The sequence below is a fragment of the Pantoea sp. JZ29 genome (assembly GCF_035190385.1).
GTDB classification, from domain to species: domain Bacteria; phylum Pseudomonadota; class Gammaproteobacteria; order Enterobacterales; family Enterobacteriaceae; genus Pantoea; species Pantoea stewartii.
The window spans coordinates 251,819-273,397 of the sequence record NZ_CP045242.1; the positions used below are offsets into that span (position 1 = coordinate 251,819).

Sequence of the window (21,579 nt, forward strand, 5' to 3'; positions counted from 1 at the left end):
CATCGCTTTTCTCGCTCCGGTTGCGGCACTCTCCGCACTGATTTTAGTGCGCACATCATTGCCGCGCGGCCTGAATTCTGCTTATTATTTGCCTGTTTCTGCTTAATTCTGCGTAAGGCTGAGCTTATGACAACGGCATTAGACGCCCTGCGCGAGAGCGTGCAGGACTGGCCTGTGGGTGCAAACGCGCATTCGGCCATCCCACGACTGGACATCTACCGGGTCACGCAACCTCTTACTCTTCCGCCTGAGGTTTATCCGCCCTTTATTAGCCTGATCCTGCAGGGTGAGAAGCAACTGCAGATTGGATCGCGTCTCTTTCGCTATAGCGCCGGGCAGGCCTTTATCTCGTCTGTCGATCTGCCAGCAAGCGGTAAGATTGTGGGTGCCAGCGATGCAGCGCCTTATCTGGCAGTGCGCCTGACATTCGATCTTGCCGTGATAAGAGCATTACTGCATGTGTCACCCGCAGTGAGTGAACCACCGGACGGACCGGGGTTTGCTGTTGAGGATGCAGATGCAACATTACTGGATGCCTGGTTGCGACTGGTGCGTCTGATTCATCATCCCGAAGATATTGCTGTGATGGCGCCCTTAACGGAGCGTGAAATTGTTTACCGCCTGTTGCGTGGCCCCCAGGGGGCGCTGTTGCGTCAGGCTGCTGACACAAGCAGTTATTTTTCATCCATCCGCAGTGCGGTGAGCTGGTTGAAAACGCACTATGCTTCGCCGGTGCGCATTGAACAACTGGCGCATATGACCAACATGAGTATCTCGGTATTTCATCGTCGTTTTAAAGCCAGCACCGGATTTTCTCCGTTGCAGTATCAAAAGCATCTGCGGCTTTATGCTGCGCGTAATCTGCTCTTTCGTCAGCCCGGTAACGTCGCTGCCGTTGCGTCGACGGTGGGTTATGACAGTTTGACGCAGTTTACCCGTGAATATAGTCGTCTGTTTGGCATCCCGCCCGCGCGGGACGCCAGAGATCATCGTGGGGTAGGCGCGTTTCAGCAGGTGAGGTCGCTTTGATGACCCGCACCCGAATAATGCATCAGGGCACAATAACCATTTGAGAGGGCGCGCCAACGGCAACGTAGTTTCCGGTAAAGGTGATGGCACCGCTCGCTTTGTCCACTCTGAAGCTGGTGATGTTATCGCTACGCTGATTCATCACGTAAATCATGCTGCCATCGGGGGATAACGTCAGCGTTCGTGGGTAATCACCGCGCGTCCACACATCATCCTTATGCGTCAGTGTGCCGTTAGCATTGACCTCAAAGTGCGCAATGCTGTCATGCAGACGGTTGGCCACGTAAAGATTTTTCCCGGCCTTATCAATAACTAACCCGGCTGCAAAACTGGTGCCTTTATAACCGGCAGGCAGCGTAGAAACCGTGGCCTTTTCCTGCAAGGCACCGGTATGCGGATTAATAAGGTAATGTGTGAGTGTCGAGGCTTCTTCATTGACTAACCAGAGCGCACGACCGTCGGCGCTAAAGACGAAATGGCGCGGGCCTGCTCCTGCTGACGAGGCATTTATCCATGCGGGTTTACCGGGCGTGAGCGTACCGTCTTTATTCAGGTGATACTGGTAAATGCGATCCAGTCCCAGATCCGTCGAGTACACAAACTGGCCCGTAGGATCGCTGGCGACCATATGTGCATGCGGACCGTTGTGATCGCTAATAGCAAAACTGCCCTCCGGTGCCGCCGCGGGTTTGCCTGCGCCTGCCGGGCCACTGTCCTGATGATGATCGATGGCCTGGCTCAGTTTACCCTCTGACGTCACCGCAAACACTGTGATACTGCCGCTGACATAATTGGCGACCATCAGGTAACGCTGGTCGGGTGTCAGAGACAGATAAACCGGCCCCTTACCTTGAGTGTCAACCTGATTTAATGCCGTGAGCGAGCCGTCCGGGTCAATCTGATAAGCGGTAACGCTGCCTTTTTCGGTCTCACTGGCCACATAGAGATGTTTACCATCGGCTGACGCGACCATCTGCGCCTGATTGGGCAGTTGACTCACCAACGTTTTTCCCGACAGTTCACCCTGCGCATTGATCGTGAATCGATAAACCCCTTCGCCATCAGGATTATAGGTTCCCACATACGCGTAAGATGCCTGAGCCATAAACGGCACGAAGGCCGTAACGCTTGCAACGGCGGCTGCTGTCAGAATCGTTTTATTCATAATTTTTCCCTATTTACCAGTGTCATTAATCGAATATAACGGTTGCCCGTTCATCAATGCAGTGACTGCGCCGTGAGTAAAAGGGCAGAACGCAGCGTTTCAGTGATGCGCGCTTTGCCTTCACGTCGAAACGATTACCAGAAAAGTGTGGCGGAGAGTATCCATCCACTTTGTCGTGTCGCTTTTCGGCCTGTCAGAAGCGCCTCTACATGGCACGCATGCCTGGCTGCGGTTTTCTGAAGGTGTCCGTTAAGCGTTTGTATTGGGAATGTAAAGCCAGAGTCTGGATAAATTATCAGCAAGCTCTGATGGGATACAGAGAGTGTTTTTCCGGTAGTAAGCGGAAATGTTTTGTCTGGGGATGGGGGATGTCACAGGAGGGGAATGGGCAGAAAGCTGTTTGGGGATAAAGGCTTGAATAAAAAGGCTTTTGCTGACGCAGACTCTTCCCGACTCATCATTATTAACGATTCAGGTTCAGGTCTGGTGTTTGATACAGATGCGAACACCGCAGGTCACTTCTGTGCAGCCTGAAAACTTTATTATCTTAAGTAAAACCGAATTCAATGTCAGAAACATGATATAGCGTGGTTATTTTATCATGGTGAATTAAAAAGAAACCTGCGTTTCTTCGAGCCGAATAATTAATTGCCATTCTCTGTAATGGTGCAATGTATTTTCGCGCATCTGTAAAAGCTTTTCGGCGGGGATATATTGATCCTCACCGGGTCCGCTTTCAGGCTTTTCTCCTGTGTGCGAAGAATAACCCGGTCGTCCGGAAATAAAAAGCGGGGCTCTGGACGGTTTCCAGTAAACAAGATGAAGCTAACCCTCTGTCGGTAAAAGAGAAAATGAAAAGGGGGGAGGAGGGCATCGCCCTGACACTCTGTCCTTGAGTTGTGGTAACGGCGGAAGTTGCCATACAACAGGCTGACTCAGAGAAAACCTCGAAAATTGCCCAAATACAGGGGGCGGGAAAAGCGATAAAATCTGTCTGGTCAATTACCGCATAAGTGACTCGCATCGGGTATCATATCATTCATATGCTAAACTCTTTCAATTAATAATCTAAGCCGAATTCGTCCTCTTTTTATATCCGCATTCATTCAGACAGACATATCAAAAATTGCTCGCGATAAGGCGAGCAGAGTGAAATTAATATAAAATTTGAGTTTAACGCTATAAAGGTGTTGTGGTGATGGTAATAATGTTATTAAAATTTCCCGCAGTAGGTTTATCGTCGGAACGGACACCTGTGAAACCCAAATCAAAAACACGACTGGCGGAATTAACTGAAAATGATATTTTACCATCAGAGCCGAAAACTGTTTTTTTTCCATCAATATCGGTAAGGAAATTCAAACCGCCGCCAGCAACGAGATACCCGCCAGATGTTACCTTATTGGTGCTAAGGCTAATATTAATACCAGCACTGTAAGAGCACTGTGAAATAACTTTCACACTTTTACTGACACCAGTCGACTGACCAGGAGAAAGAGCGGCGAGTTGAGAAGTGGTAAAGGTCCCCATATCCAGATTCGGGTTACTGACAGATGTCGTGCAAACAGGCGGTGGGGGCAATACATTGACTGTGTAGGTAAACCTGTCGGAGTTTTCTCCATATCGGTGATCAATATTTATGCTTATCGTTTTAGTCTCAGAGGATTCATTTTTGAATGTGGCGTATACAGTGTCTACTAACTTCTCTACCTTTCTATTTGAATCAGGGCGGTTTGAGGGGAAATAACGGTTCTTTTCATGGTTGAGAGGGATTTTTATATTATTTGCGTATGAATACGTACCATCACTATAAGTATATGTAACATTGGCAATGACAGAATCATTATCAACCTGAGCATCGTCACTTTTCCATCCTGTAATATCATAATCGTATGCAGGCTCAATGCTATGGCCATTATAAACAGACTGTAACTGCATTCTGCATACCTTACCTGACGTGCAGGTAAAACTGCCGCTGACGGAATCTGCAAAAACAGACCGGGAATGTAGAGAACAGACAAGCACAGGTATGATACAGAAAACTATGAATTTGCATCTCGCCCCCAAAAAAAATTTAAGGAAAAAGCTAAAAGTCAGCGTATTATTCATTTTGTGTATTTACTCATTGAAGGGCGATGCCGTTAAGAATAAACGACATTCGCCAGTCATTTTCAGTAAGTGAAATAAAAGCTACCCGGTACGGGCAGCTTTGCTAATTAGTTGTACGCAACGTTGAGCGTGACAATACTGCTAAAATCACCAGCCGTGGGTGCGGTGGCAGACGTCTGGATTAACTTTGCGGTAAAATCCATTCTCACTTTGCTATCCACTATCGCATAATCAACGGAGCTGCTGCCGTTGGGCAAAAGCTGGGTTGCTTGTGTGCTACCACCGTACAGACCGAGTGCTACACCTGCAGCTCCTGAACGGGTACTATTTGCAAAAAGTGTCTGATTGGTTCCGTCAGGGGTTCCATTTGCAGTCACAGTAACTGATTTAGCACCAGCGCCACAGCCTTCTAAATCCAGATGAAATGTTTTAGCCGCACCAGATTCTCCTGTGCCCGTAAAATCTCTAAGAGATGCCCGGCCTAAAGATACATTGATTCCAGAAGCACTCCAGCCGGGCGTACAGGTATTATCAACAACCGTTGCTGTAACATTAATTTTTGCAGTTTCGGTTGCCGCATAAACATCAGTAGCTACGCATGCAATTAAGATATTCATCAAGAAAGCAGTACTGAACTTTTTGGTTGAAGGCATTTTAGATCCTCAATAGTTTTCATTTAAAATTTGAAATAAGAATGTTTGCAATAGTTCATATTTCACTTACACACCAGAGACATTTGAATAATGCTTTTATCCTGTTTTATTTTTGAAAAGTCATAATGGGCAGTACATTGTTCGCCTGTATGATTTCCCCATTTAGCCCTAAGCAATCCTTTCTCCTTTAAACCGGTAAGATATACCTCTCCATTTTCATCAATAATTCCGGCTTTATCATCGTCAGAGACAGAAACACCGGCACCAAAAGGTAAAGGTTTATCCTGATAAATCAGGTTTAAAAGAGCTTGATGCCCTTTACGAACGTTAAAACCTGCAAGCACTATCGCACCTTCGGTAGGAGTAACGTATTTGACGGGCTCTTTAATTTCAGTAAACTGATCAAGCGAGCCGACATTAAGAGCGACACGATTTCGACGATAATCTGAAGCATTATTTTTGATTGTATAACCACGCCAGTCAGTTCTCACTCCCGGACTATCAGTTACAGGTATATACGATGCTTCAGGTGCTTTAATAAGAATATTAGTTTTACTCAGCTGCTGACCAAACGTCAGACCATATGACGAAAGTACCACGCTTCCTGTAGCTCCATATCTTAACTGGCTGTAATTCTTACTCTGACCGTAACCCAATGAAATACCGCCATAGGTACCCAAATAATCAATGGCAGCGTCGCCGGAGTTACCCTCCCGCTGGTTATAAACCTGACTAACACCCCAGTTTAAATTATTGTTTTCCAGAGCACTTCCGCTGAGCTGCATTTGATTAGAGGTACTGCCGTTACCGCTGTTAATATTGTATGCCAGGTAACTATTACTCAGCATACCTCTATTGAATAACCAGTTATCAAGTGGAAGTGAAAAAGAGAGGTATATACTCTTATCAGCATAAGGCTGATCGCTGTATTTACTATACCCTGCGGAGACTTGATAATTAACCTTCCAGAATGAACTGTTGAATCCGACTTGAAAAGAAGTGGTCGGTGTCATGCCACTCCAATATGTCTGCCGACTTGCAGTCAGATACAGCGAGCCTACTTCCCCGAGTCGTTGTGTTATATTAGCCTGTATAAGATTTTTTTTAGCTTGATAGAGGTTGTAATAATCACCCCAGTTTACTTTATCGTTATTAGGATTAATGCGGTTTGAAAGATCATCACTGGCCCATCCGTTCATTTTTTTCAAAGCCGCTTCAGATAGCGTGTAATAACCCCTGGTAGAAAATCGGTTTGCCATTAACTGGAATGTTGTCCCTACCGATGACAGAGATCTTGCATACATCAATCTCCATGAAGCACCACTATGCTTCGATTCATCAGCTAAAAGACTCTCTGCCCGGGTAACATCGGCTGATATGGCACCGAGAAAGCCAGCATTTAAACCTGCACCGATTGCAGCCGCCTGATAACGGTTTGCTAGCTGCGTGCCACCATAAATGGTTGTATCATCCGTTACACCCCACTGAAAAGTTCCATGCGCAAAGTTAAGCGGATCATATAAGTTGTTAGTATCTCTGACTTTCCCGGCTGCCAGCGTATAAACAACACGTCCTTCTCGTTGTAAAACCGGTACAGAAGAATAAGGCACAACAAAATGTGTCTTTGTACCATTAGTTTCTACAATCGTAACCCTGAGGTCACCACTGTTGCTGACGGAAGCCAGATCAGTAATAGAGAATGCCCCTGCAGGCACTGCCGTGCTGTAGATAAGATTACCGTTTTGACGAACATACACTTCGGCATTACTGGCAGCGACACCTCTGATTACCGGCGCGAAGCCCTGCATCGTGTCGGAATACATTGCTAAATCAGTCCCTATTTTAAAACCACTGAATGAAAAAGATTCAAATATGTTTCCATTCGACTGTGTATTACCTATGACGAGGTTACTCTTCCATGGAACGATAGGCCGCATTAAATAAGTATTCAGATGTTCCCAATTATGCTCTCGCTTACCGTTGCTCCTATATCGAGTTAGTATACTGTTATCGCGTAAACGCCACGCGCCTGTGTTTATGCCAGAATTTAAGTTCATATAATCATTAAAGGCATTTCCGTATACGGTACTGTTTTTATTTCCTGAATATTGCCAGCTCAAAAAAACCGCGTTTATGCCGTTGTCCCATTCAGTTTCATTCGTTGATTCATTGTTTTTTAAAATTAAATATGCTTGTGGGATATTAATGTCCAGCCTCATTTTGGAGAAGCTGAATCGTGTATACGCAGAGTCTATATATTCTCCCGGATTAAAACATTTCGTTCGGGACGTATTATTTATCTTAGTAAACGTGTTAAAGTTCAAGCCGATACTTTGAAAAAAATCCGGCCTGAGACAAGCCATTAAACCGGTATCATCTCTTACGCTTTTTGTTTTTATATTCATATAATGTATGGAAGTAAAATAAATGTTCTTCTTTTCAATGAATGAACCATTTAAATACACGTCAACATTATAATTTCCAGGTAATTGTCTGCCCGGGGTAGAGAACACAGATAAATCAGCTACATTATTGACATTGTCTGAAATCATAGCTGGATCAAAATTAAGTCGGGCAAAACTAATTTTAGGGTTTAAAATTACGGTCAATATAAAAATACTTTTCACAAAAAAAGATGTTCTTTCCATTTTTATTGCTTTTTTTGTTATAGCACTTTGGCATGAATTGGGAGAGTGTTCGCACCATAGTCATTAATGGTTGAGTAAATAATCAGAGATGAGCTTGTATCCCCTGATGTTAATAATTGCTCTGAAAAAGGTTTAACCATCATGCTTTCGATATTTTGTGAGCCGTATTTAATATTGACCATGGTCAGGTAATAAGGTGTTGGGTTTTTTACAACTATGCTGTTATTACTTTTCATGAAACTTAACTTTGCCGGAGCTTTCTCAGGAGAGGGGCTTAACCCTGACGGACGCACAAATAATTTAATGCGGCTTGCTATGGCGATACGGACATTATTCTCATCATCAGTTTTTTTTCCGATTGAAGGAATACCTTTCGCAATGAAGTAGTAAAGAGACTCTCTGTCTTCCGGCAGATTATGATTCATAAGAATGAGCCTGAGAATGTTCTCATCCTCAGGACCACTCAGATAAAGGGGAGGGACTACAATCAAATCCTTGACTTTCATACCTGCCTGATTTTCAACCCAGGACTGTACCAAAAAAGAATCTTTGGATGATGTGTTAGATATAGTGAAAGTCAGTTGTTTATCATCCATTGGATAAACAAGTCTTGTTCCTTCTATAGTAATACCACCATCAGCAATGGCGTGATTAAGGAAAACTAAAAAAAACGCAAATACAGCTATAACACTTCGTATTTTTGACATGATCTACAATTTAACCTCAAAAAACCCTGATGCGGCAACTACATGACTTCATAAATTGATATCGGCCTCTTAGTTTATTAGACCTGGGTTAGTCATGATGTGAAGGATAACTCTACCATTTTCTTTTTTATTTTGTTAAATATGAGATCTGAATAAATATGAAGTTTTCTTTTTATCCTGAAATGATTTTTTTAATTAATCTTTTGTTTTTTACTAAAAACAATTCCGTTGTTTGATTTAAATCAATTGTTAACTTAAAAAAGGTCTCCGGAATTAATGTGGATATTTGCTGTTCTTTACAAAAGAAGTCTGTGCGCCCACCTGTAACCTGTTAAAGAAGATGAATTCTTTTATCAAAAGATTAGATAGCATTGATGTTTGTGAATGTGCTGTCCATGAATAGCCGACTTTTTTGATATTGCTGATTAAACAGGAAAGAGGTGGTGGTTATGAGCCTGTGCGCTATCAGAAATTCCAGTTAGGTAGACTGATTCATTTTTTGCATTTACATAATTATTGCTTACACCGATCTGAAAATTATCACCGCAGCGCAGCAAAGTCGCGCGCAGGCAATTCACCCGGGTTACGGTTTTCTCTTTGAAAATGCCGCGCTTGCGGAAGCCTGTGAGTCCGCAGGGCGGATTTTTATCGGCCCAACGCCGCAGCAGTTGCGAACCTTTGGCCTGAGGCTCACAGCCCGTGCTCTGGCGAAAGCCGAAGATATGCATTGCTGGAAGGCAGCGAATTACTCGTCGATGTCGCCGAGGTCTGCCGCGTCACCAGTACAGCCAGTTATCTGGTGAGGCTGAAAAGTTCACCTGCGTTCAGGTTCGGGCTGCCTCCGTAGAAACAGGGGTTATTGAGTTCTTCAGTTGTGTACAACGCCTGCGCCCTCACGTTCAGCCGGAATTATCATCCTGACGCTTTTATGAAGATACCGCTGATAGTGACGCGGGCAACCTGACGGTCGGGAACGCACTCCGGCCACCAGCTGACCTGTCATCAGTTTCCTTCAGGCTTATCCTCTTTCAGGTAAACCGGATCGGCGCTCTTTGGCAGAGTCAGGGAAATCTGGCGCTAACGGTCGAGGCGCTCATGAAAATAAACCCGCAGTACCTCTGACTGCTGCAGTTCTGCTTCCATCGGGATAAGGGTTTATTCATTTGCTCTTTACAGACAACACAACGCCTGAGGCTGCGAGATCAATATTGATTTTATACCGCTCCAGCCTGTCTTTCGCTGCAATATCATGTGACGTAGTAACTCTTCCTGAATACAGTATGGTGTCTGTACAGACAAAGGCGGCAGGAGAGGGTGATATAATGGCCAGAACGGCCGGTGGGATTACGTGTGCGGTTTTTCGTCAGACACATTCAGGGAAAGCTTCAATAGTGCGCGGCGGGTGACAGATGCTCTCAGTATTTTCCGGGAGTTTACACCCAGCTTTTTCTGCACGGAATTGATGGCTTCTTTAACCTTATCTTGAGAAAACCTAAGTTATTTAGCGAGACTCTCTCTCGTAATGTGACAGAAGACCAGCATGCAAAGATGAGTGGCCTGCTGCACAGTCTGCTCAGGAAAAATGTTGTAAGCGATTCATAATATACGTATTCGTTAGCAGTCATCGTGATTTCATGATCACTTTAACTGCGATACGTTTTCCTGAGTTCATAAATCATGTTACTGATTAATTCGTCCTGATATAAAAAATACGGCGAGTTTAAAAAGTCACTCAACAGATTGTCAGGTATAGAGTTTTTATTATGGAACCTGGTAATTTTGTTAAGACAGCTCAGAACGTTGAATTTATAAAAAATCTTAGTGAATATAAACGAGAAAAAATAGCGTTCCCTGGTGTTGTTTATATTATGTAAAAATCACATGGCTGAATGCCCTAATCCAGACCCATCATGCGCCAGAAATATACTACTAAAACAATGCCATTTTAAATTTCTTGCAGTCTGTTTTTTATTTATATACCCTTGCAGAAAATAAAAGGGAATTAAGCATCTTCCGGTCTGTTGTTTCATTTACGTAGGATACACCACACCGGAATGGAGTAAATGGGGTTATTCACCCCATTGACAGATGCAATGACTTGTGTATAAGGATTCTTATTCCACAGAGAGTAATCTGCTTTATACATCTGCAAGCCGCAAGGAACGTACTTTGAAGATCACACTTATTACCAATCCTTCCCACCAGGAAAAAAACGTTATCACTGATGGACTCTGGAGCCACAACGCCACATTCCATCCCGTTGAAATCGAACCCTTTCTGCTTTACTGCACAGACGATGATGGCAACGTAGCTGGGGGTCTGATCGCTCAGACCTGGTGGGGGACTCTTGAAATTCAGTATTTATGGATCGCTGAACGTATCAGAGGTAAGGGATATGGAAAAGAATTGATGTCAGCTGCTGAAGCAGAAGCCAGAAACCGAAACTGCCACATGGCCACAGTGGACACGTTCGATTTTCAGGCCAGGTCGTTCTATGAAAAGCTCGGTTACAAAGAGTATGGATCACTCTCAGGCTATGCACATAAGTTCAGACGTCACTACCTGGCAAAAGAATTTACGTAGCATACCTGCGAAAGCAGAGGTATGTATGCAGTATAAGAGAGTCTGCGCGAACACACTGTCCATCATGATCAAAATGATCGAAAAACTGGATGAACCGTGGGGAATTAAAGACTGCCAGTCCAGACATCTTTTTATGAACAAAGCCGCCCGCATGTACACCTGCACACCGGCGGCTTTCGATCTTGAGGGTAAACTTGACTGCGAATTTCCCACAACGTGGGCGGAGCAGGCGGAAGGGTTTATTGAACATGACAGAAAGGCGGAATCAGAAGGAAAAGGCGTCAGCGTGATAGAGACCGACTTCTGGTTTGGCCGAAAAGAACTCTACCCTTATATCAGTGAGAAAATACCCTTCAGGGATGCGAACGGTGTCTGTATGGGGACACTGTGGAATGCCAGAAAAATAAGGGTCCTTTCCCCGTACGTATGTATCAGTGATAAAAAACCGGGCGTCCTGCATACAGCGTCCGACCAGTCTGTATTCACTCGTTCGGAAATGGATATGATTTTTTATCTGATGAAAAACCTGAGTCAGAAAGAGGTCGCAAACCAACTCGGATTATCCACAAAGACCATTAATAACAAAATGCAAAATATATACAGAAAGACAGGAGTTAATTCAGTTTCTGCGCTCTATGAATTCTGCTTACATAAAAACCTGCAGAATTACCTGCCTGAATTTGCCATTAATAAAGGCATAAAATTTATCTGACCGGAGCACTTATGAGCTTGCATGAAAATTATTCTGTTGAAAGGGTTCCGGCCGCAGCCCGCCTGCCGTTCTGGGGCGTGGCACTGGTTCACATGGGGATGCTGACTGCGCTGGACCAGTTCATGTTGGGGGCCACCCTTGGCCACTCAATGAGCTATGCACACGCCTTCATCGCCATCACCGCCGGCAGCCTGATTTTCTTTGTCGCAACGTTTGGGCTGGGTTACGCCGGTATGCGGGAAGGCATCTCCGGCAGCCTGCTGGCTCGCTGGTGCGGTTTTGGCCGGGGAGGTTCCGTGCTGGTCAGTCTGCTTATCGCCGTCAGTCTCCTGGGATGGTTTGGCATACAGAATTCCGTCTTTGCCAGTTCGCTGGATCATGCCCTTGGCCAGAAACTCGGATTCCACTGGGCAGCTGCGCTTTCAGGTCTTACCCTGACGCTTATCGTGGCTTTCGGTTTCAGAGCGCTACGCTTTGCCGCCCGCATAGCGGTCCCGGCGTTCGCCATCAGCGTTCTATACATTTCTACCGTTCTGCTGACAGGTCAGGACATGGGGGCGCTTTCGGCGCTGTCTGAAGCAGGAAAAGGTCTTTCCATCAGTGATGCCATTACGCTTGTGGTGGGAGGCAGTATCGTGGCCAGCCTGATAACGCCAGACCTGACACGCTATTACAGCAACGGCCGGCAGGTCATGCTCATGACGGTTCTGACCATCTTTGCGGGAGAATACGTTATCAACGGGCTGGCAGTGATCATTTCCGTGATACTGAATACTGCAGACGTGGTGACCATTATGAGTCAGGTCACAGGCGGCATTGGGCTGGTCGTCGTGGTGTTTTCGACGATGAGGATCAACGACATCAACCTGTATTCGTCCTCGCTTGGCGTGGCCAACGCGATTGAAGCTTTTACGGGGAAAAAAATCCCGTACGTGGTTATCACGCTTTTCATCGGCCTTGCCGGCACTACGATGTCGGTCATGGGCATTCTTGACCGTTTCGTCGACTTTCTTAACCTGCTGGGTGTCCTGTTCCCGCCAGTCATCGGAGTCATGATGGTTGACTATTTCATTCTGAAAAGTGACAGGAAGGTACTGGACGAAAGCCGGCGCAGGAACGCCTTACCCGACGAAGCGCAGACGAAAAACTTCGGCTGGAATGCGATCATCGCCAGCCTGTTGGGCGCGGTAGCGGGTTATTACGTCACCTACGGCGTACCGGCGCTGAACTCAATCATTGCTGGCTGCCTGATGTACCTCGTACTGAATTTTATCAAAGGACAAATGACGTCACGGGACAGTGAAAGCATATCCGGAATCTGACAGCCGTAAACATGCCCTGACACAGACTAATCTGCGCTGTTTAAGGCGGGTACATTCAGCCACGCTTCAGCGGCCTTCCTGGCCGCTTTCTTTACCCCGCGATCATTACGTGTCAGTACTGACGAGGAAGAACTGACGCTGCAGAAAAGCATTTTTGAAGATGCCCGGGGCAGGGATGGTTATGTTGACGGCGTTTATAAAGAAAAGGCCTCAGATGCCAGAGCCGACCGCGCTGAACTCCAGCGCATGATTGCCGACCTGCATGCCGGTGAGGTGGTTGTAGCCGAAACAGGCCATGTATTCATTTTCAGGGAGCAGGTCAGTTGGTCGGTAAGGCTCATCAGCATATAAATCCAGCTCTTCAAAATATAAAACGGCTCAACTATTGTCATCGAATGATGCCGGGAACCAGTACAGCAAGGCCTTGCACAAGCTGGCGATTGCGCAAGCCACGGCGGCGGTTCGCCATTGCCAGCGGCCCGGACTCGCTATAACGAACAGGCAGACGCCGGCAGTGGTGAACCGTCAGGCCGAGTCGTTGTGATGCAAGCGAGGTGGTAAGCCGGCCATCAATAACGTCATGCACGATCTTGATGCGGTTAACTTCATTCATCGTAAAGCACGCCGAACCCTAAGCCGTCATCAGGTTTATCCTCAGCCCGGAAGCCTTGGTAAAAGGACGTCAATGCGGACATATCAATACAGCCAGAGGCAGACATCTGAACTTAGCCACTACAGTAAAGTGCGTATAATCATAGTTATGTTAAATTATATAACTTTTATGTAATTATCTGCCCATTACCAGTCCTGTAAGTCGCCCTGTCTTCACAATCCTCCTGCTTCTCGTTTTTCAGAAGCGTATATCTGGTCGCTGCGCCTGTAGCGAAAGCTGTATTGATACTAAAGCACCCACATATTTAGTGGAACTGGTGGACCCCTAACTCCCACTCACAAAAGGTTTAACGTTAGTTAAAGTGGCTTTTACCATCCATCCCCAGGGAAAATAAGAGGTATCATTGATATGGGTTGCGTATCTTCCAAAAACTCCATCACGTCTGATAGTTTTCGTTCTTACACATTAAATTCTCCAGACAATTTTGGGGCATCATCATCTTCTGCGGTCAGGCGTCAGGGACATTCCCCTAGATATGGCGAGCTAAAAGGACCACAACCTAGCAGGTTGGTACCTTATCAGCAGTCTCTGGTCGGTGTGGCACGTTGGCCGGATCAAAGGTTTAACAGAGATGATTCACCTCACCAAATGGCATATGGACAATCTTTTTACAATAAAACCAGAGAATTGGGTTCGGAAATTGCTGAGGGCTCAGTGACAAACTTCCATGAGCTTTGGGGTAAGGCCCGTGAATGGAGAGCAAACATGGCTTCCGAAAACGCACATGTTTTTCGGGAGGAACGTGATCCCAATACTTATAAAGTTTATGGAACGCCTTTAGCTGAACAGTACGCTTATGTAGCCCGGAAGTTAGCTGACCGAAATGATTTAGAAACCAGCCCTTCTCAATATTCTCTTCCGCCAACTAAATCCCTTCAAATTATAGGGAAAATAAATGGTGAAAAAATTCCCCTTACACAGGTTACAGTCAGTACAGATAAGAATGCAGATCGAATGCAAGAACCTTATTTAAGTATACGCCAGCGAGGGTTCGATGATATTGGAGAGCCGAATCAAATGTTTCATACAAGTGCTGAACATGTACCGCTAATCATGCAACATGTTGAAGATCTGTACAGAAAAGCTATCGATGCAAGAGAACCTGATTCCAAAGCATTAAACACGCTGGCAGAAATGCATTGGTGGATGGCGCATGCCATGCCAGACAAGCGTGGAAGTGCAGCGAAAACTGAATTATGTGTTCGTTCTATTGCCCAGGCAAGAGGCATGGATTTAGGACCTATGAAACATGGTATTGTGCCGGACCTGGAAGCAATGACCATGCAGCTTAAAGATTTCATGAGAAAGTATGAAAGTTTTTTTGAAAAACCATAGTGATATTTATCGAAAATACTTCTCATGACTTATTTATTTAGTCCTGCTAATCTGTCATAAGTCATAATAAATCCGGCGTTTTATAAAATAATTTTTCCTTCCTTTACGCTGGTCCGGCTGGGCCAGCTTGACTCTTTTTGGATAATCTGTAGTTTCGCTAAAATAAGTTGACTATACATTGCTCATAAATTTATTTCTTGAGTAATTTACCTTTGTCGCGTGATGCAGATAAGCGCCCTCCTCTACACGTTAATAAAAAATCGCCAAACTGCGCATTGTTACGGCCTCATGGCGACTTAGCTTAATGTTAAATTTTTTAATTTATGAGGGCGATTTATTTTATAACACTTTTTTGACTAACTAAGTTGTATCTAAGAGGCTTTGATGTTGTTACGTATTATAATTCAAGCCACGTCGTGCTCAGTAATGTGTGTGATGAACTCACGCACCTCTTCAGCTTGTGTAATAAAACCTGTTATAAGGTTACCAAAACTGGTTTCATCAATCTGACTTATCGTTTGCTGAAAACATAAACGCACTATATGATTTTCATCTATCGCCAGCCAACAGCCTCGCATAGCAGACATTTCAAAATTCAACTGCAATAAAAGCGCATAAAAGTTCTGTCCGGCCTGATGTTCAGCGTTGATTAACTGGCAATGAAAAAGCAGGCAGTCACTTTGGTCTGGAACCTCCAGCACTGCGGCTTCATGTCCCTGCGTGTTATACAATGCGCATACACCTTCTTTAAGGTGCAACGTTGTATTGCAGCTCGTGGCAAATTGCTGTAATAATGCTTCAACTTTTTTTTGAGAAGGTGTCATTAATTTACTCCTGAATATTGTAATAACCTGTAGTGACTGATGAATTAATCATAATGTCAGCTTTTCATTTCAAACCCTTCTTTTTTAAGCTCAGACAAAGCAGAGGCTACGTCTGGATTTGCTTTAGCAATTTCGCCTTCCAGGGTAAAGCGCCTGGGTGTGTCTTGATCTTGCCCATATTTGAAATTAATGGTGCCAATATTACGTCCCATACTTAGACCTGCACTGTTGCTAGCCCCGAGTAGCAATGCGGGCATATTAAAACCCTCGCTTTTACTAACACTCTGACTGACACTGATTGAACGGATGCGTAAGTTATTACGATCCTGAAAGAGCAGCGCAAGTTCTTCACGTCCCACCTTACCGTCCAGAATGGCTTTTTCCGTTTGGTCACGCAGGCCATCTTTGAGCTCCATCGAAACGCTTGCGCTGGTGAATGGTGAACTTTGCAACTTTTGGATAAGCGCCTTAAGTAAAGGGTTGTTAGCCATCATATTACTAATACGGGTTGCGCTGGTCGGCGGTAATGCTGCATTGAAATGATGATGTAAAATATCGAAAATGCCGTTTTCATCTAAACGAGAGAGGTTGGTGTATTGCGTGGTATGTTTGGCTGAACCTAATTCCATCATATTACTTTCTGCTGCCCGTTGGCGCTGAACTAATTGTTTCAGACTTCGCACTGCTTCATAACGGTCATCGCCAACGACATTATTATAGCTGAAATGTCGATCAAGGCTTTTCAGTTGCTCAGCCGGATCGGGATTTTCTTGATTTTTAAGAGATGAAAGTAATGTAGTACTCATACTGTCTTTAAAATGCTTACCTAACGTTGAAATTAACTCGTCGATATCGTTTTGAGAGACGGGATCAGCATGTTTCATTTCAACGCTGATGCTTTGTGTCGTGCGATTATCCAAAGCCAGCGCTGCTGAAACATTAACTGACATAAATGCAGGGAAGGTTCCAGATTTTTTTTCTGGTTTTGTTGTTCCATCCTGACTGACGCTGGCACCGCGGATAAAATCATGAGCGACGCCCGCACTTAACGTAAGGTTGGCACCTATATTAGCAGAATTGAAAAATGTAGGCCGGTTGTCACTGGCCGAAACCGTATTCCCAAGCTGGCCGACTGTTGTACTGCGCTCGCTTCTGGCTGAAACAAGATTGGCTGAGGCGCTCAATCCTGTAGATGCACGGAAGGTGGCGGTATCGGGTTTGCTACCGTCGGCGGTGATATTGATACCGGCACGGAGATCTGACGCGGCCGAAACATCTATGTTAAAGACCAGTTTGCTCCCCTGTTTCATCTGATGCTCAATCCCTTTTTTCATCAGATCTACTGGGGTCAATGTGCCCTGAATCATCCCATTCAGAAATGAGGGAAGCTCATCTTCTGTGAGTTTAAAATTGAGGCTGTTTTGTAGCGTGCGCTGCATGTTGCTACTCAGGGTGGCACCGATACGAAAATCCGGGCTGATTTTATGTTTTTTGCTCAGCCAGTCACTGGCGTTTTCGGCGGTGGTTTGGGTGCCGGTCATATAAGTTAATAAATCATGTCCTGTAGAAACAGAGAGGCTTCCTGTCACTCCGCCGTCGCGGGCAAAGCTGACATCGAGTCCGCCATCAGTACGACCAAACGTGAGATTATAAGCCCGATCCAGAGTGATGCCCGCGCCGGGTACAATCGGTACCGGTATTTTTTTTATAGTGGGAACAAAGGCCGTACTGAGGCCACCACTGTATGCACGACTGAAACTCATACTTTCACCCGCGTTCAGGGACAGAAGCGTATCCTTCAATTTCTTTTCCAGGCTGGCGTTTCCTTGGGTTTCCAGTACGGTGCGAGTGGTCAGGTTTACGCCATGATGCTCTTTTCGAAACGCGTTGATAAAAGCTTTTACCGCGTCGTAATTCGCCTCCAGTGCGGCATTATGGGTAAAGCCCATGTCGGTAAACTGTTTTACCGGGTTTGCTTCGTACTGGTTTTCACGCAGGGCCTCAAACTGTTGATGTAGCTGGGCTATCTGGCTGGGGTCGGGATTATGCCCCGATATCAGTGCTGCCTTGTCTACAAACTGGTGCAACTCACCAAGGGTAACGACATCCAGAATAAGCCGGGATTTTGTCAGTGCGTTCTCATCATTAGGATCACGCTGGCGTCCCAACGGTATATCACCTTTCTGGTGGCTCATATTGAGACCTGACGTGACAAAATGGCTAAGCAATTTTTGCAATTTACTTTGAGGGGACGGAGAGGCAGCACGAACGGCTTGCTCCAGACCTTTACTTAAATCCCTGCCAGAGCGGTTAACGTTAAAGCTTTGTATGGCCGCTTTACTGATCGGAGGTTTGAATTTTTCATTGATTTGACCGTTGCTGGTCAGTACGCCTTGATGCTTTCCTAGCAATATTGCTGCTTGTGTTGCGCTGTTTTCAAGTTCTTCACGGAATTGCTTTATATTTTTAAGTAACGTCGCACCCTGCTCCCCAAAGTCCAGTGCGTCCAGTTTGCTTTGCAAATCCGTTTGCGCACCCTTGTTTCGTACATTTTGAGATTCCAGTTGCTTAATCAGCGCGCCTTGCATTTCATAGACGGCACTCAGGCCTCGCCGTCCTTGCCATCTGTGTTGAAGATTGTATGCAATATTTTTCAGAGGACGCGGTGTAGCCATGGTAGGATTAAATATATAAGCACGCACCCTTTCAGCGAATTTACTCTTTATTTGTCGGTTTTCCCTCCCTGTCTGGCCGGCAAGCTGCGCTGAAGCCTGTATTGTTAATCCGGTCCCCGGAATTAGCGCACCTTTCATACCCTGATTGAGTCTTGCAAATACACGCTGTGAATCGCGCTGACCGGTTTCTAATTGCGTGGGTTCAGATGCGTTTTGAGGATGCCATGTTTCACCTCTTAACTGGTAACGGCTGCCGTCGAGAAGTACTGCAACAGGATGAAAATGAGCGTCAGTTTCGATACGATCTATTCCGCTCTCACCTGGTGGCATTGTCAGTTTTTGCCAACCTCTCCCTGACTCACCCTGCTGCCAGTGTTCACGTGCCTGGCGAAATATCTCTCCTTCGCGGGTCACTGCATACAAATTCTGCTTTTTATCGAGATGAATATCTTTAAGAGTGCCGTTCAGCCCTTCCTGACTCAGGGTTCGCGCGGGACGTGCTAATTGCTGAGCGCCTGGTTTTATTTGAAAAGACCGGATATCGCCTTTTTCAGATAAGGCAAGGTAATTATTCACGCCAACAACAGCGATAGCCTGCGCTTTATCCGTTTTATCCAACCCATGAAGTGCCGTTCCCGGTTCCGGTTTATTGCGAACATGAGGCAATGCGAAGAAATTATCTCTGCCCTGGCTAATGGATGAGGTTGACTGATTAATATTCAGGCGCTTGACTTCACCCTCTTTCAGAATATATGCGCCACCGTCGAGTCCTTTTTTTAACTGCTGACAGCCCGCCTCTGCTTCTGTCCAGCCCCTGGTAAGCTGATCAAAATAGTGCACTTTGCCATCCTGCAGCGTCAGACTGCCTTCATGCCCCAGATTAACGATTTCATGAGGTGCAGGATTAATATTATTCAGCCCGAGCTGATTGTTTATGATCAGCGCATCACTCAAATTCCAGCCTGCATGAAACTGATTGTCGTCAGCCAGTGGGCAAGCATGCATCTGTCGGAAGTTATCTTTTACCAGCGCATTGACCTGTCCGTTGTCATCAGTAAAAAAACCTTCAATACGGTGATCGTGGCCAAAATGTTGCTTAAGAACATTTTGCGACATGGGATTCATGGGCAACTCGCCATCATTAATCTGTGATAGCTCGCCGCAGTATAATTTCCCTTCGCTGTCGGCAGCAAAAAGCCTGCCGTCCTTTAGCGCGATCGACTGGGTTTCAAGATGTGGCTCACCACGCTGAAGCATTTGCATGGTGTCAGCCAGATGAAGACTGAACGCTATACGCTCACTGGAAACCGCATTTGCCGAAGGCATCAGACAAATATGGTGGGGGCTTTCTGTATCAGTCAGAACAGCGACTTCCCCGTGCTCACTGACAGCAAATGACTTAATCTTGTCGACAAACCTTTCTGATACGTGATTATCGGAAAGATTGTGAAGTGCCCGGCTATCCCGTACGGCGTAGAGTTTGCCATCCCCCTGAACGGAAAGCTGGCTATACGGCGTTTTATCCGACGTTTGCCACACTCCGACTTCATTATTTAAATAATGGATTTTGTCATCATGAATGCGGACCCATTGGTTTTCCTGGTTCATCTCCCCTGCTACAGAATGTCGCCAGATACCGCTGAGGTAAGCATGGTGGATGTCGCCGGGAGGATTGAGATGCAATACTTTCTGACCTTCAGCTCCCCTGTCCAGGATTAATTTTCCATTATCATTTACCAGTTTAATCGGTTCATCACTGTTTTTGGACAACTGCATTTTTACCGTTGAGGGCAGGCTGTTATGAAAAACGCTGTAACCACCCTCATGACTTTTGAGGTCAAACAAGTGCCCTTGTTCATCCAGCAGCATATGATGGTTGCCCTCTGCGCTGGCTGTGTGTGCAACATAGTGTTGCCCCTCCTTGCCTAAGGTTTGTTCCAAAAGCGTATTCATTGCAGTGGGATTACTGTCAGCAAGCCGTAATTTACCTTTATCCAGCGTCAGGCTAAGCGGGCTGACCGGTGTATTTTCCAGAGGTGGTGGAGTCTGAAGCGGCTGTATTCTTCGGTTTGCCTCAGCTTCCGCGGTATTTTCTGCAATAGCGGGTAATGTAGGCCGGAAGCGGTGAAGGCTTGTCACATCCCGGCCTGTTTTTAGTATTCGTGAAGGATTTTCTCGAGCATCAAGATGCCGCTGCGGAAGCTGTTGTTCGGGCTGAGTTGCATCAACCTCTTCCGTTATTTCTGATGTTGTGGATGGAATGGCAGGTAAAGGCGCTCTCGCGTCCATGACTGATGATGTGGTAGCTCCCTGAGAAAATGGTCTCGTTTTGTTCAAGATGTTTTGACGCATCTGATTGAAATTGTTCAGTTGATGCTTAATATCGATGGCAGACGTTTCACGTGGGTCTGCCTTTGCGACAGGCTTATCGCGCATGTCTTCCACGCTGTGACGTCTTACACCGGGAGAACGGGTCAGGCGCGGGGAAGCGGCTGAAGGATGGGGGGCTTGAATCTCACCGTCCTGCTCTGGTTGTGCCAAAAAGTCACCCAGCGTGGGTCTCCGAATCCGACTGCTTTCCGGAAGATTTGAGCCAGGGTTTGTGGGTTGGGCAGGGGCCTTTGTTGTTTTTTTAAATCCGAGAAAATTTTTTAAACTGAAGCTTTTATTTTTTTGCCGGGCAGCACCATTTTCACCATCAGCGGATAAATGCTGACGAATAGCGGGCATACTGGCAATGTTTTTACCCTCGCTGGCTAGCGTTCCGCCTGACGCCTGAGGGGCGCTGCTGCTGCTTCCCTGTTGCAGTGGCGGGATTGTAGAATTATTAGGATTTTCGACATTCTGAACGGTTGTTTTCTTTTCTGTTGCGTGCAAATTCAGTCTCATAATCCGCCCTCGCCATCAGGTCTTCGCAAAAAAACATTAATTATCTTTATGTGGTGAGTTTGCGTGGACAGTTCCACTTTGTTGAATAAAGCCTCAAGCGAAGGATGAACAGTATTTCAGAACGTGTACGCAAAATTTTTTCCCTATAGTGAAATGATATTTATGGCGCGTGTTCTTATAACGATGAAATAAGGAATGCGTGAGAATGATGATTAGCGGTCCGAGGGGGGAATCATTGCTGGCAAGGGGCACCGG

14 protein-coding genes and 3 pseudogenes are annotated in these 21,579 nt (G+C 45.8%); 8 read left to right on the forward strand and 9 right to left on the reverse strand.

Going from position 1 to position 21,579, the window contains the following annotated elements:
* Nucleotides 1-126: 126 nt before the first annotated feature.
* Nucleotides 127-1,029 (forward strand): AraC family transcriptional regulator, encoded by a 903-nt coding sequence (locus GC090_RS21070; RefSeq protein WP_324021664.1) that lies wholly within the window; start codon nucleotides 127-129, stop codon nucleotides 1,027-1,029.
* Nucleotides 1,030-1,051: 22 nt separating this feature from the next.
* Here GC090_RS21070 and GC090_RS21075 read toward each other — a convergent pair whose 3' ends face one another.
* Nucleotides 1,052-2,194, reverse strand: a complete 1,143-nt coding sequence (locus GC090_RS21075) for a lactonase family protein (protein WP_416381887.1) — start codon at nucleotides 2,192-2,194, stop codon at nucleotides 1,052-1,054.
* A gap of 384 nt (nucleotides 2,195-2,578) precedes the next feature.
* On the opposite strand from GC090_RS21075, the gene GC090_RS21080 reads away from it, so the two are divergent.
* The gene (locus tag GC090_RS21080; protein ID WP_289368240.1) at nucleotides 2,579-2,728 is read left to right on the forward strand and encodes a hypothetical protein; all 150 of its coding nucleotides are present in this window, start codon (nucleotides 2,579-2,581) and stop codon (nucleotides 2,726-2,728) included.
* 645 nt (nucleotides 2,729-3,373) lie between these two features.
* Here GC090_RS21080 and GC090_RS21085 read toward each other — a convergent pair.
* The 4 genes from GC090_RS21085 to GC090_RS21100 form a co-directional block, all read right to left on the reverse strand.
* The gene (locus GC090_RS21085) at nucleotides 3,374-4,132 is read right to left on the reverse strand and encodes a fimbrial protein (RefSeq protein ID WP_324021666.1); all 759 of its coding nucleotides are present in this window, start codon (nucleotides 4,130-4,132) and stop codon (nucleotides 3,374-3,376) included.
* 278 nt (nucleotides 4,133-4,410) lie between these two features.
* On the reverse strand, nucleotides 4,411-4,956 hold the full coding sequence (locus GC090_RS21090) for a fimbrial protein (RefSeq protein WP_205956009.1): 546 nt from the start codon (nucleotides 4,954-4,956) through the stop codon (nucleotides 4,411-4,413).
* 62 nt (nucleotides 4,957-5,018) lie between these two features.
* A complete protein-coding gene (locus GC090_RS21095) occupies nucleotides 5,019-7,604 on the reverse strand; it encodes a fimbria/pilus outer membrane usher protein (RefSeq protein WP_324021668.1) in 2,586 nt (861 codons plus the stop codon).
* Between the two features lie 17 nt (nucleotides 7,605-7,621).
* The gene (locus GC090_RS21100) at nucleotides 7,622-8,311 is read right to left on the reverse strand and encodes a fimbria/pilus periplasmic chaperone (RefSeq protein WP_110268448.1); all 690 of its coding nucleotides are present in this window, start codon (nucleotides 8,309-8,311) and stop codon (nucleotides 7,622-7,624) included.
* 533 nt (nucleotides 8,312-8,844) lie between these two features.
* Between GC090_RS21100 and GC090_RS21105 the strand changes: the two are divergent.
* A pseudogene (locus tag GC090_RS21105) lies at nucleotides 8,845-9,128 on the forward strand (biotin carboxylase N-terminal domain-containing protein); the annotation flags it as partial.
* 185 nt (nucleotides 9,129-9,313) lie between these two features.
* Here the strand turns inward: GC090_RS21105 and GC090_RS23310 are convergent.
* Nucleotides 9,314-9,590 (reverse strand): annotated as a pseudogene (locus GC090_RS23310) (DNA polymerase III subunit theta).
* Nucleotides 9,591-10,480: 890 nt separating this feature from the next.
* Between GC090_RS23310 and GC090_RS21110 the strand changes: the two are divergent.
* From GC090_RS21110 to GC090_RS21125, 4 genes and pseudogenes are all read left to right on the forward strand, one after another.
* Nucleotides 10,481-10,894, forward strand: a complete 414-nt coding sequence (locus tag GC090_RS21110) for a GNAT family N-acetyltransferase (RefSeq protein WP_033742594.1) — start codon at nucleotides 10,481-10,483, stop codon at nucleotides 10,892-10,894.
* Between the two features lie 73 nt (nucleotides 10,895-10,967).
* Entirely contained in the window at nucleotides 10,968-11,606 is a 639-nt protein-coding gene (locus GC090_RS21115) for a helix-turn-helix transcriptional regulator (RefSeq protein WP_226374662.1), read from the forward strand.
* A gap of 11 nt (nucleotides 11,607-11,617) precedes the next feature.
* Complete coding sequence (locus GC090_RS21120) at nucleotides 11,618-12,928, forward strand: cytosine permease (RefSeq protein WP_039339351.1); 1,311 nt, start codon at nucleotides 11,618-11,620, stop codon at nucleotides 12,926-12,928.
* Between the two features lie 78 nt (nucleotides 12,929-13,006).
* Nucleotides 13,007-13,216: pseudogene (locus tag GC090_RS21125) on the forward strand (recombinase family protein); the annotation flags it as partial.
* Nucleotides 13,217-13,316: 100 nt separating this feature from the next.
* Here GC090_RS21125 and GC090_RS21130 read toward each other — a convergent pair.
* Nucleotides 13,317-13,541 (reverse strand): hypothetical protein, encoded by a 225-nt coding sequence (locus GC090_RS21130; protein ID WP_039339352.1) that lies wholly within the window; start codon nucleotides 13,539-13,541, stop codon nucleotides 13,317-13,319.
* Nucleotides 13,542-13,949: 408 nt separating this feature from the next.
* Here GC090_RS21130 and xopAH point away from each other — a divergent pair, with 408 nt between their 5' ends.
* On the forward strand, nucleotides 13,950-14,936 hold the full coding sequence (xopAH, locus tag GC090_RS21135; RefSeq protein WP_033742588.1) for a XopAH/AvrB family type III secretion system effector: 987 nt from the start codon (nucleotides 13,950-13,952) through the stop codon (nucleotides 14,934-14,936).
* 404 nt (nucleotides 14,937-15,340) lie between these two features.
* Here the strand turns inward: xopAH and GC090_RS21140 are convergent, their stop codons facing one another.
* The gene (locus GC090_RS21140; RefSeq protein ID WP_044243030.1) at nucleotides 15,341-15,760 is read right to left on the reverse strand and encodes a type III secretion system chaperone; all 420 of its coding nucleotides are present in this window, start codon (nucleotides 15,758-15,760) and stop codon (nucleotides 15,341-15,343) included.
* 56 nt (nucleotides 15,761-15,816) lie between these two features.
* The gene (locus tag GC090_RS21145) at nucleotides 15,817-21,324 is read right to left on the reverse strand and encodes an AvrE-family type 3 secretion system effector (RefSeq protein WP_324021671.1); all 5,508 of its coding nucleotides are present in this window, start codon (nucleotides 21,322-21,324) and stop codon (nucleotides 15,817-15,819) included.
* Nucleotides 21,325-21,579: the final 255 nt, after the last annotated feature.

Bases quoted from the DNA above. Each gene is read 5' to 3' on its own strand.
- GC090_RS21070 (WP_324021664.1), top strand. From the start codon at position 127: ATGACAACGGCATTAGACGCCCTGCGCGAGAGCGTGCAGGACTGGCCT.
- GC090_RS21075 (WP_416381887.1), bottom strand. From the start codon at position 2,194: ATGAATAAAACGATTCTGACAGCAGCCGCCGTTGCAAGCGTTACGGCC.
- GC090_RS21080 (WP_289368240.1), top strand. From the start codon at position 2,579: ATGGGCAGAAAGCTGTTTGGGGATAAAGGCTTGAATAAAAAGGCTTTT.
- GC090_RS21085 (WP_324021666.1), bottom strand. From the start codon at position 4,132: ATGCAGTTACAGTCTGTTTATAATGGCCATAGCATTGAGCCTGCATAC.
- GC090_RS21090 (WP_205956009.1), bottom strand. From the start codon at position 4,956: ATGCCTTCAACCAAAAAGTTCAGTACTGCTTTCTTGATGAATATCTTA.
- GC090_RS21095 (WP_324021668.1), bottom strand. From the start codon at position 7,604: ATGGAAAGAACATCTTTTTTTGTGAAAAGTATTTTTATATTGACCGTA.
- GC090_RS21100 (WP_110268448.1), bottom strand. From the start codon at position 8,311: ATGTCAAAAATACGAAGTGTTATAGCTGTATTTGCGTTTTTTTTAGTT.
- GC090_RS21115 (WP_226374662.1), top strand. From the start codon at position 10,968: ATGATCGAAAAACTGGATGAACCGTGGGGAATTAAAGACTGCCAGTCC.
- GC090_RS21120 (WP_039339351.1), top strand. From the start codon at position 11,618: ATGAGCTTGCATGAAAATTATTCTGTTGAAAGGGTTCCGGCCGCAGCC.
- GC090_RS21130 (WP_039339352.1), bottom strand. From the start codon at position 13,541: ATGAATGAAGTTAACCGCATCAAGATCGTGCATGACGTTATTGATGGC.
- xopAH (WP_033742588.1), top strand. From the start codon at position 13,950: ATGGGTTGCGTATCTTCCAAAAACTCCATCACGTCTGATAGTTTTCGT.
- GC090_RS21140 (WP_044243030.1), bottom strand. From the start codon at position 15,760: ATGACACCTTCTCAAAAAAAAGTTGAAGCATTATTACAGCAATTTGCC.
- GC090_RS21145 (WP_324021671.1), bottom strand. From the start codon at position 21,324: ATGAGACTGAATTTGCACGCAACAGAAAAGAAAACAACCGTTCAGAAT.